Annotated in this window: 3 protein-coding genes; all 3 read left to right on the top strand. The window is 68.4% G+C overall.

The genetic code is table 11. The features are described 5' to 3' along the window. Positions 1 to 10,933 (top strand): non-ribosomal peptide synthetase (locus ACFQS9_RS03665; RefSeq protein ID WP_378401693.1); only part of this gene is annotated, 10,933 nt, incomplete at its 5' end. 77 nt (positions 10,934 to 11,010) lie between these two features. Beyond that, positions 11,011 to 11,241, top strand: a complete 231-nt coding sequence (locus tag ACFQS9_RS03660; protein WP_378401691.1) for an MbtH family protein — start codon at positions 11,011 to 11,013, stop codon at positions 11,239 to 11,241. A 226-nt stretch (positions 11,242 to 11,467) separates the two neighbouring features. Next, positions 11,468 to 12,226, top strand: coding sequence for a chymotrypsin family serine protease (locus tag ACFQS9_RS03655; RefSeq protein ID WP_378401689.1), 759 nt, complete (start codon positions 11,468 to 11,470; stop codon positions 12,224 to 12,226). Positions 12,227 to 12,244: the final 18 nt, after the last annotated feature.

The raw sequence follows: 12,244 nt of genomic DNA, 5'->3' as shown, positions 1-12,244 counted from the left end.
GTTGGAGTACATCGGGCGTACGGATTTCCAGGTGAAGTTGCGTGGTTTGCGGATCGAGCTCGGCGAGATCGAGTCGGCGTTGTCCGGTGTGCCGGAGGTCTCTCAGTCGGTCGTGGTCCTGCATCGCGACGATCGAACCGGGGAGGCCCTCGTCGCCTACCTGGTGCCCGCTGTCGGTGCGGAGATCGAATCGGCGTCGGTGCGGGCGGCGGTCGCCGCGTCGGTGCCCGCCTACATGGTGCCGTCGGCGTTCGTGGTGCTCGAGGCGTTCCCGGTGAACGCGAGCGGCAAGCTCGACCGCAAGGCCCTGCCCGCCCCGGTGTTCGAGGCCAAGGTCTTCCGGGCACCGTCGACCCCTGTCGAAGAGATCGTCGCCGACACGTTCGCGGCAGTTCTCGGCGTCGAGCGGGTGGGTGCGGATGATGACTTCTTCGAGCTCGGCGGAAACTCGCTGATCGCCACCCAGGTCGCGGCGCGACTCGGGTCGCTGTTGGACACGACGGTGCCGGTGCGTGCGATGTTCGAGGCCCCGACCGTGGCGGCGCTCGCCGCACGCGTCGGATCGCATGCGGGCAGCGGTGGCCGGCTCGCGCTGACCGCGGGGGAGCGCCCGGAGCGAATTCCGCTCTCGCCGGCGCAGCAGCGGATGTGGTTCCTCAACCGGTTCGACGAGGCGTCGGCCGCGTACAACATCCCGGTTGCGATTCGGTTGTCCGGCGAACTCGACACCGGTGCGCTGCAGCAGGCGGTGGTCGACGTCGCCGCCCGCCACGAGGTCCTGCGTACCGTCTACCCCGAATGGGAGGGCGCCGGACTCCAGGTGGTGCTGCCACTCGACCACGCATCGCTCGACCTGACCCCGATCGCCGCGGCGGAGGACACCGTCGTCGGACTGGTCGAGGAATTCGTCACGCTGCCGTTCGACGTGACCGCCGAGGTCCCGCTGCGCGCACGGCTCTACGAGCTCTCGGACACCGAACGAGTCCTGGTGTTCGTCGTGCACCACATCAGTGCCGACGGCTGGTCGATGGGCCCGCTGACCCGCGATGTGATGGTCGCCTACGTGGCGCGTTCGCAGGGCGAGGCACCGGCGTGGTCGCCGCTACCGGTGCAGTACGCGGACTACAGCCTGTGGCAGCGCGCGATCCTGGGCTCGGAGGACGATCCGGAGTCGGTGAGCGCCCGCCAGCTCGGCTACTGGAAGGCGGCGCTCGACGGGGTGCCGGACCTGCTGGGGTTGCCGACGGACCGCCCACGTCCCGAGGCGCCCTCGATGCGGGGAGCGGCGCATCGGTTCGAGATCGACGCCGAACTGCATGCGGCACTGGGCGAGATCGGTCGTCGGGGCGGTGCGACCCTGTTCATGGTCGTGCACGCCGCCCTCTCGGCCCTCCTCGCCCGGATCACCGGTACCGGGGACATCGCGATCGGTACGCCGATCGCCGGTCGCGGCGACGCCGCCCTCGACGACCTGGTCGGCATGTTCGTCAACACCCTGGTCCTGCGGACCGAGGTGGACGGCGCGGCGAGCTTCGATGATCTGCTCGCGCAGGTCCGTGAGATCGACCTGGGTGCGTTCGGCAACGCGGACGTGCCGTTCGAGCGGCTGGTCGAGGTTCTCAACCCGACCCGCTCGCAGGCCTACTCGCCACTGTTCCAGGTGTCCATGGCCTTCCAGAACATGAAGCAGGCGACGCTGGAACTCGAGGGGCTGCGGGTCGCGGGCGTGCCCACCGACGCGGTCGTCGCGAAGTTCGACCTCGATTTCGTCTTCGCCGACACCTACGACGAGCGCGGTGCGGCCGCCGGCATCGCCGCGGAGCTGAGCTACCCGACCGACCTCTTCGACGAGTCCACGGTGCGTGGCTTCGCCGAGGCATTGCTCCGGATCCTGCGGGCGGTGGCCACCGATGCGGGCCGACCGGTCGGCGACATCGAGTTGCTCGACGGGGACCGGCGGGAACTGGTTCTGCGGGAATGGAACTCGACCGACGTCGAGATCCCGGCGCAGACACTGATGGCACTGTTCGACGAACAGGTCGGCCGGACACCGGAGCTACCCGCGGTGACCTTCGGGGAGCTCACCCTGAGCTACGCGGAGTTCGACCAGCGGGTAAACCGGCTCGCGCGCCACCTCATCGCCGAGGGCGTGGGTCCGGAGTCGTTGGTGGCGCTCGCGATCCGACGCTCGGTGGAACTCGTGATCGCGATGTACGCGGTCGTGAAGGCGGGCGGCGGCTACGTCCCGGTAGACCCGGATCAGCCCTCGCAGCGCATCGCACACATCCTTGCCACCGCGGACCCACAGTGCGTGCTGACCGCCGGCGGCATCGACCTGCCGGAGGCGGGTGAGCGGTCGATCATCCGCATCGACTCGCTCGACCTGACCGCGACCTCCGGGGTACCCATCTCCGATCGGGACCGCCGTTCGCCGCTGCTCGCGGAGAACACGGCGTACGTGATCTTCACATCGGGTTCGACCGGGGAGCCGAAGGGTGTCTCCGTCACCCATCGCGCAGCAGTCAATCAGCTGCTCTCGATGCAGGACGAGTACGGACTGGACCCGTCCGACGTGGTGCTCCAGAAGTCGCCCGCTACGTTCGATGCGTCGGTGTGGGAGTTCTTCTGGCCGTTGCTGGCCGGCGCTCGCATGGTGCTTGCCCAGCCGGACGGTCACCGCGATCCGCAGTACCTCGCCGAGGTGATCGTCTCCGAACGGGTGACCACGGCTCAGTTCGTGCCGTCGATGCTGTCGCCGGTCGCGGACGCGCTCGCCGTCGGCGGCGGCTCGACCGCCCTGCGCCGGGTGTTCGCCGGTGGCGAGCAGTTGACCGCCGGGGTGGCGGCCGAGTTCCGTCGAGTGTCCGGCGCGCGGCTGCACAATCTCTACGGGCCCACCGAGGCGGCCATGCAGGTGACCCGCCGCGAGAGTGTGGACGCCGACCCGGCCGTCGTGCCGATCGGTGCCCCGGTCTGGAACACGCAGGCGTTCGTGCTGGATTCGCGGCTGCGTCCGGTCCCGGTGGGCGTGCCGGGTGAGCTGTACCTCGCGGGTACCCAGCTGGCGCGGGGCTACGAGTCCCGACCCGGCCTGACCGCGGAGCGATTCGTCGCCAACACCTTCGGTTCCGGGGGCGATCGGCTCTACCGCACCGGCGACCTGGTGGCCTGGACCGAGGCGGGCGAGCTCACCTTCCTCGGACGAACCGACGACCAGGTGAAGCTGCACGGGCTGCGGATCGAGCTGGGCGAGGTCGAGACGGCACTGGCCGCACACACATCGGTGAGCCAGTCCGCGGCGGTGGTCAGCTCGACCTCCGCGGGCCGGCACCTGATCGGCTACGTGACCGTGAAGCCCGGCGCGACGGTGGAGGTCGAGGAGCTCAAGGGCGTCCTCGGGCTGTCGTTGCCGGCGTACATGGTGCCGACGATGATCGTGGTGGTCGAGGAGTTCCCGCTCAACTCGAGCGGAAAGATCGACCGCCGTGCCCTCCCCGCGCCGGTGTTCGCGGCGAGGGAGTTCCGGGCCCCGACGACCCCGACCGAGGAGATCGTCGCGTCGGTGTTCGGCGCGGTGCTGGGCATCGAGGCGGTCGGACTCGACGACGACTTCTTCGAGCTCGGCGGCAATTCGCTGGTCGCCATGCAGGCGGCGGCCCGGTTGGCCGCGGCGCTCGATGCGCGGGTTCCCGTGCGGGAGCTGTTCGATTCCTCGACGGTGTTCGCGCTCGCGGCCCGCCTGCAGGACCGGGCGGGCACGGGTGGCCGGGTCGAACTGGCGGCCAAGCCGCGTCCGGAACGTATTCCGTTGTCGCTGGCGCAGTCCCGGATGTGGTTCCTCAACCAGTTCGACCCCGAGTCCGCGGTCAACAACATTCCGGTGGCCGTGCGGCTCACGGGTGTGCTCGATGTCGAGGCGTTGCAGGCCGCCGTCGGTGACCTGATCGCGCGGCACGAGGTGCTGCGCACCGTCTATCCCGCGTTCGACGGCGCGGGACATCAGGTGATCCTCCCGGTCTCGGAGTTCGGCATCGAACTGGTTCCGGAGACGGTTGCGGCCGACGCGATCATCGGCCGGGTGGTCGAATTGATGGCCGCCGGATTCGACGTCACCGGTGCGGTCCCGCTACGCGCGGCGCTGTTCGCGGTCGCAGGCACCGACGAGCACGTGCTGGTTCTCGTGGTGCACCACATCGCAGGCGACGGTTTCTCGATGGGCCCGCTCACCCGCGACGTGATGGTGGCGTACGCGGCCAGGTCGGCGGGGCGGGCACCGGAGTGGGCGCCGCTCGAGATCCAGTACGCCGACTACGCGCTGTGGCAGCGGGAGTCGCTCGGTGCCGAGGAGGATCCGGAGTCGCTGATCTCCCAGCAGCTGGCGTTCTGGTCTCGAACCCTGGACGGCCTGCCCGACCAACTCGACCTTCCCTCCGACCGTCCGCGGCCCCTGATCGCCTCGAACCGGGGTGCGGCGGTGCCGTTCACTCTCGATGCCGAGTTGCATCGGGCACTCGGTGACCTTGCCCGTCGGCACAATTCGACGATGTTCATGGTGCTGCACTCGGCGTTGGCGGTGCTGCTGGCGCGGTTGAGCGGCACCGAGGACATCGCGGTCGGCACCCCGGTGGCCGGTCGTGGCGAGGCCGCGCTCGACGACCTGGTCGGCATGTTCGTCAACACCCTGGTGTTGCGGACGAACGCGGCGCCCGAGACGAGCTTCGAGGCGCTGCTGGCCCAGGCCCGAGAGACCGACCTGTCCGCCTTCGCGAACGCGGACGTCCCCTTCGAGCGGTTGGTCGAGGTGCTGAGCCCAGCCCGGTCGCAGGCACGCAACCCGCTGTTCCAGGTCGCGCTGGTGTTCCAGAACATCGGTGCGGTCAGGTTCGAGCTGGACGGGCTCACCCTCAGTGGGGTCGAGTTCGACGAGCAGATCGCCAAGTTCGACCTGCAGCTGACGATCTCGGAGTCGTCGACCGAGGACGGCAGCGAGGCCGGCATCGCCGCCGAGCTGAACTACGCGACCGAACTGTTCGACGAGGCGACGGTCGTCGGATTCACCGAGCGGTTCGAGCGCATCCTGCGCGCGGTCGTCGCGGCGCCGTCGACGTTGCTGGGAGACATCGAGATCCTCGACCCGGCGGAGCGTGCGGATCTCGTGGACCGTCACGGGTCCGCGGCGATCGCGCCCGTGCCGCTCGGGGAGATGCTGGCAAGGGCGGCGGCGTTGGATCCGTCGGCCCCGGCGATCGTGTTCGAGTCGGCCACGATGTCGTACCGGGAGCTCGACGAGCGCTCGGCACGCCTGGCGCGGTTGCTGATCGGTCGTGGTCTCGGCGCCGAGGATCTGGTTGCGGTGGCGGTGCCCCGTTCGGATCTCTCGGTGCTCGCGGCATGGGCGGTGGCCCGTACGGGTGCGGCCTTTGTTCCGGTCGACCCGAACTACCCGTCCGATCGTGTCGACCACATGGTGACCGACACCGGTGCAGCCGTGGGCATCACCACGAGGCAGTTCGCCGCCTCGCTGCCGTCGATGACGGAATGGTTGGTCCTCGACGACCCCGAGTTCGACGCGCGGCTCGCGGCCCTCCCGCAGGTTCCGATCACCTCGGATGAGCTGGTCCGCCCGGTGCTCGACTCGCATCCGGCCTACGTGATCTTCACCTCGGGTTCCACGGGCATGCCGAAGGGAGTCGTCGTCACGAACCGTGGCCTGGCGAACTTCGCGACCGAGCAAAGGGACAGGTACCGGCTCTCGGCAGACACGCGGGCGCTGCACGTCGCCTCGCCGAGTTTCGACGCCTCGATCCTCGAGCTCCTGCTGGCGATCGCGGAGGGCGGCACTCTCGTCGTCTCGCCGCCGTCGGTGTTCGGCGGAGCCGAGCTCGCCGAGCTGCTGCGCCGCGAACGGGTCACCCATGCGTTCATCACCCCGTCGGCACTGGCCTCGGTCGATCCGACCGGGCTCGATGAGTTCCGGAACGTGGTGGCCGGTGGCGAGGCGGTCCCGGCGGACCTGGTGTCGCGGTGGGCGCCCGGTCGTGAGCTGTTCAACGGCTACGGCCCGACCGAGACGACGATCATGACGAACATCAGCGATCCGATGGTCGCGGGCGAGCGGGTCACCATCGGCGGCCCCACCCGCGGAATGCGGTCCCTGATCCTCGATGACCGACTGCGTCCGGTGCCGGTCGGCGTCGCCGGCGAGTTGTACATCGCGGGGGTGCAGCTGGCGCGCGGCTATCACAACCGCCCCGGATTGACCGCGGACCGGTTCGTGGCCAACCCGTACTCGGCGACGGGCGAGCGGATGTACCGGACCGGCGACGTGGTGCGGTGGACCGGCCCCGACGACAAGCCGGAGGTCGAGTACGTCGGACGTTCGGATTTCCAGGTGAAGGTGCGCGGGTTCCGCATCGAGCTCGGTGAGATCGATGCGGCGCTGTCCGCCCATCCGGATGTCGACTTCGCGATCACCCTCGGACACACGAATGCCGCGGGCGTCAGCTCGCTGGTGGCATACGTGATGGCGGTCGAGGGGAAATCCCTTGTCCCCGCGGAACTGACGGAGTTCGTCTCTCGGTCGTTGACCGCATACATGGTGCCCTCGTCGATCATGGTGCTCGACGAGGTGCCGCTCACCCCGGTCGGCAAGCTGGACCGCAACGCGTTGCCCACCCCGGTGTTCGAGGTACGCGAGTTCCGGGCGCCCTCCAATCCGATCGAGGAGATCGTCGCGGCCGTCTACGCCGACGTGCTGGGGGTACCGCGGGTGGGCCTCGACGACGATTTCTTCGAACTCGGTGGAAACTCGCTGATCGCCACCCAGGTGACGGCGCGGCTGGGATCCGCACTCGATGCGGTGGTGCCGGTGCGGGCGCTGTTCGACGCACCGACGGTCGTTGCGCTCGCCGCGCGGGTCGAGCGGCACGTGGGCGAGGGTGGCCGCAAGGCGCTGGTCGCTCAGGAGCGTCCGGATCGGGTCCCGCTTTCCCTTGCACAGCAGCGGATGTGGTTCCTCAACCGGTTCGACACCGAGTCGGCCGCGTACAACATCCCGGCCGCCATCCGGCTGTCGGGGGAACTCGACATCGACGCCCTGCAGGCGGCGGTCGAGGATGTCGTGGCCCGCCACGAGGTGTTGCGCACCGTGTACCCGGAGACCGCTGACGGCCCGACCCAGGTGATCGTGCCGGTCGACACTGCGGTGCCCGACCTGACACCGACACAGGTGACCTCGGCCGAGATCACCGGCATCGTGACCGATTTCGTCCAGTCCGGTTTCGACGTGACCGCTCAGGTTCCGGTGCGGGCGATGCTGCTGTGCGTCGACGGCGTCCAGACGGAGCACGTGCTGGCGGTCGTCGTCCACCACATCGCCGCGGATGGTTCGTCGATGGCGCCGTTCACGCGGGATCTGATGGTGGCGTACGCGGCTCGTAGCGCGGGCACGGGACCGGCGTGGCAGCCGTTGCCCGTCCAGTACGCGGACTTCGCGTTGTGGCAGCGCGACGTGCTCGGCTCGGAGGACGATTCGGCATCGCTGATCTCGCGGCAGTTGGAGTACTGGAAGTCGGAGCTGTCCGGATTGCCGGACCAGCTCGACCTGCCCACCGACCGGCCACGGCCCGCCGTGCAGTCGTACCACGGTGGTCGGATCGACTTCCAGATCGATGCGCGCCTGCATGCGGCGCTGGGAGATATTGCGCGAGCGCAGAACTCGACCCTGTTCATGGTCGTGCACGCGGCGTTCGCCATGTTGCTGGCCCGGTCCTCCGGTACCGAGGACATCGCCGTCGGAACCCCGTTCGCCGGTCGTGGCGAGGCGGTCCTGGACGACCTGGTCGGCATGTTCGTCAACACGCTGGTGTTCCGGACGCAGATCGACCCCGGCCAGTCGTTCACCGATCTGCTCCTGCGGGTGCGGGAGACGGACCTGGGAGCATTCGGCAACGCCGACGTGCCGTTCGAGCGGCTCGTCGAGGTCCTGAACCCGACTCGGTCGACGGCACGACATCCGCTGTGCCAGGTCGGCTTCTCGTTCCAGAACCTGGCCGAGACCGAGTTCGAACTGCAGGGCCTGACGGTCGCCGCGGCGGACTTCGAGACGGAGATCTCGCAGTTCGATCTGCACCTGATCGTCGGCGATCGATACGACGAGGACGGCAGGGCCGCGGGGCTGAACGGCGGGATCACCTACGCCAGCGCCCTGTTCGATCCGGCGACGGTCCAGGTGTTCGTGGATCGACTGCTCCTGATCCTGGAGGCGGTCGCGGCCGATCCGTCGGTCATCGTCGGTGATGTCGAGATCATGGACGAGGTCGAACGCGACCGGGTGCTGGGCGACTGGAACGCGACGGACGTGGAGGTCACCGGCGCGACATTGGTGGACCTGTTCGACGCCCAGGCGGCGCTCACGCCGTCGAACACCGCCGTGGTGTTCGAGGGAGAGTCGCTGACCTACAGCGAGTTCGATGCCAGGGTGAACCGGTTGGCCCGAAGGCTGATCGCGGAAGGCGTCGGGCCGGAGTCGCTGGTCGGTCTGGCGATGCGACGGTCGATCGACCTCGTGGTCGCCATGTACGCGATCGTGAAGTCCGGCGCCGCGTACGTGCCATTGGACCCCGATCACCCGGTGGAGCGGACCGCGCTCGTGCTCGAGTCGGCCGCACCTGCCCTGGTGCTCACGCGTGCGGCGGATTCCTCGAACCTGCCGTCGTCGACGAGTGTCCTCGACCTCGGCGCGCTCGATCTGTCGGTGGTCGACTCCGGCCCCATCTCCGACGACGAGCGGGTGGCGCCGCTGCGCAGCGAGAACGCCGCGTACGTGATCTTCACCTCGGGGTCGACGGGCAGGCCGAAGGGCGTCGCGATCAGTCATGCGGCGATCGTCAACCAGCTCCAGTGGAAGCAGTCCGAGTACGGTCTGAACTCGGTCGACGCGGTGCTGCTCAAGACCGCGGCCACCTTCGACCTGTCGGTGTGGGAGTTCTGGTGGGCGCTGCAGACGGGTGCCCGCTTGGTGATCGCGCGCCCGGACGGCCATCAGGACCCCGCATATCTGCTCGAGTTGATGGGGTCCGAGTCGGTGACGACTCTGCACGCGGTGCCGTCGATGCTGTCGATGCTCCTGGCGGACTCCGCGGTGCCGTTCCCCGCCTGCGTCACCCGGGTGTTGGCGATCGGCGAGGCGCTGCCCGCCCAGACCGCGACACGGCTGCGGGCGGTGTCGGGGGCGCGCCTGGACAACCTCTACGGGCCGACGGAGGCCGCGGTCTCGGTCACCTCGTATCGGACAGGTCCGCAGGACTCGGCGACGGTCCCGATCGGTTCTCCGGAGTGGAACACCCAGGTGTTCGTGCTGGATTCGCGGCTGCGTCCGGTGCCGGTCGGGGTCGCGGGCGAGCTGTACCTCGCCGGCGCACAGCTGGCGCGCGGCTATCACGGACGCAGCGATCTGACGGCGGACAGGTTCGTCGCAAACCCGTTCGGGGACGGCAGCCGGATCTACCGCACCGGTGACGTGGTGCGCTGGTTGCCGGACGGAAACCTCGATTACCTCGAGCGCGCCGATTTCCAGGTGAAGGTGCGTGGTTTCCGGATCGAACTCGGTGAGATCGAGTCCGCCCTGCTGACCACCGCGGGTGTGCGCGAGGCCGTTGTCGTCGCACGCGAGGACGCTTGGGCCGGTACCCAGTTGGTCGGGTATGTCGTCGGCGAGGTGGACGGATCGGCCGTCCGCGACGGACTGTCGGGCTCACTTCCGTCGTACATGGTTCCCGCCGTCGTGATGGTGCTCGATCGGATGCCGCTGAGCGTGAACGGCAAGATCGAGCGCAAGGCACTGCCCGAGCCCGCGTTCGCCGCGGTGGAGTACCGCGGGCCGTCGACACCGGTCGAGGAGATCGTCGTGGCCACGATCTCGGAGGTGCTCGGGGCACAGCGGGTCGGTCTGGACGACAACTTCTTCGATCTCGGCGGAAACTCACTGGTTGCCACCCAGGTGGTTTCCAGGCTCACCGCCGCGCTCGAGGTCAGCGTTCCGTTGCTGTGGATGTTCTCCGATCCCACCGCCGCGGGAATCTCCGCGAAGGTCGAGGCCGCCCGGTCCGGTGGTGTCGATCTCGGCAGCGAGGCCGCCTTCGGTGTCCTGCTCCCGATTCGAGAGTCGGGCGCGGGCGCGCCGCTGTTCTGCGTCCACCCGATCGTCGGTCTGTCGTGGGCCTTCGCCGGCCTCGCGCAGCATGTCGATTCGGATCGCCCCATCTACGGTCTGCAGTCGCCCGCGTTCGTGGAGACCGGCGATCTGCCGGGCTCGATCGAGGAATGGGCGGGACGCTACGTCCGCGAGATCCGCGCGATTCAGCCCGAGGGGCCCTACCACCTCGTCGGGTGGTCGCTCGGCGGTGTCATCGCTCATGCGATGGCCGTGCAGCTGCAGACCGAGGGGCAGGACGTCGCGCTGCTCGCGATGATGGACAGCAGTTCAGACCTGCAGGGGGCGTCGGATGCCGAGGGCGCGGGCATGACGGCACGGGATCTGCTCGGCGGGCTGCTCCCGGCGGCAGCGGTCGCCGGCGACATCGATGTGGATTCGGTTGTCACCGTGGACACCGTGGCCGCGCTGATCGAGTCGCTGCCGGAGCCGTTCAACGGGCTCGGTGCGGACCGCGTCGCGCGGGCCCTCGGCTCGGCCGAGAACTCGCTCGCGCTCATCGCCGATTACCACCCCGCGGCGTACAAGGGCGACCTGGTGTTCTTCACCGCGGCGCTGGACGACGCCGATGGCGCGCGCAACGCGTCGACGTGGACGGAGGCGGTGGACGGCCGGATTCACAACCATCCCGTCGAGGCCACGCACTGGGAGATGGCGTCGCCCGAGTCGCTGGCCCGGATCGCCGATGTCCTGAACGAGGCGTGGGAGGTCGGGCGGTGATGTGACGACCCCGAAAACCGACGGAGCGCACGGCAGAAGAACACGACAATTTCCGTTCTTGATGAAAGGCAGCAAGAGTGAGTAACCCCTTCGATGACGCAGACGCGAAGTTCCTGGTCCTGGTGAACGAGGAGGGCCAGCACTCGCTCTGGCCGGTCTTCGCGGACGTACCGGCCGGATGGACGACCGCGTTCGGTGAGGATTCGCGTGAGGCCTGCGTGGCCTACGTCGAGGCCAACTGGACCGACATGCGTCCGAAGAGCCTGATTGAGGCGATGGAGGCCGACGCCCACGCGGGCGCCCGGTAACACACGACGCACACCAAGGGAGGCCGCCGGGACAACCAGGTGGCCTCCCTTCGTCGTTCGGCTGAGAACTCCGAGTGGCCATGTGCGACGTAGTGTTATTCGCTTCAATTCCATTGGGGCACAACAGTATATGGATACCAAACTACGCCACGAAATCACTGGCAGGGTGTTAGTTTCAGCTGTCCCGCGGGGGGCGCAGGAAATCACCTTTGTCAGAGAGGTTTCTGTGAAGACACGTGTACTGGCCACGCTGATGGCCTTGGCATCATCGGTTGGAATTCTGGTGGGAACCGGGGGCGTCGCCTCGGCCGATCCTGTCGCGACCAAGGACGTGACGAATGGCATGGCCCTCAGCTTCGATGGGGAGGGGATCTATAACTGCACACTCGGGCCGGTCGGCTTCGACTCCGCCGGGCGGAAGGTCGGCATCACGGCCGGACACTGCAACCTGGACCCAAACAACAATCCGATGGCCCCGGTAGGCGAGGAGGTCCCGAACGGGGTCTACCCCGTCTGGGACGCGAACGACTATGCCTTCGGGCCGATCGGGTACACCCGTTTTGTCTCCGAGGATCTGCCTCACAACGACTACATGGTGATCGAGTTCGTCCCGAACACGTCGCTCAAGAGCCAGGGCCCGAATCTGCGGGTCGATTCCATCTACAAGAATTCGAGCGGCAACCCCTCGATGCCGCCCTCCCTCTTCAACAGCATCTGCAAGGACGGCAGGACGACGGGCTTGACCTGTGGGCTCATCACGGCGCATGAGGGCGGCCTGCTCGCGACCGTGGCCCTTCAGAAGCCAGGCGACTCGGGCGGAGCGGCGGTGCTGTCTCCCAAAACCGGCACCAAGTGGGTCGGGATCGTCACGAGGACGGGTTACATTCCCTTCGCGAACCACATCTACACATCTTCCGCGGTCATCCTCAACGACCTGAACCCGCGCGGCATCGCCGGCAGCGGCTTCACCCCGGTCAACAACTAGCGCGGGGCGCGTCCCCGG

The sequence above is a fragment of the Rhodococcus daqingensis genome (assembly GCF_042665615.1).
Classification (GTDB): domain Bacteria; phylum Actinomycetota; class Actinomycetes; order Mycobacteriales; family Mycobacteriaceae; genus Rhodococcus_G; species Rhodococcus_G daqingensis.
Note: the sequence above shows the minus strand (reverse complement) of the source record. Positions and strands in the feature narration are given on the sequence as shown.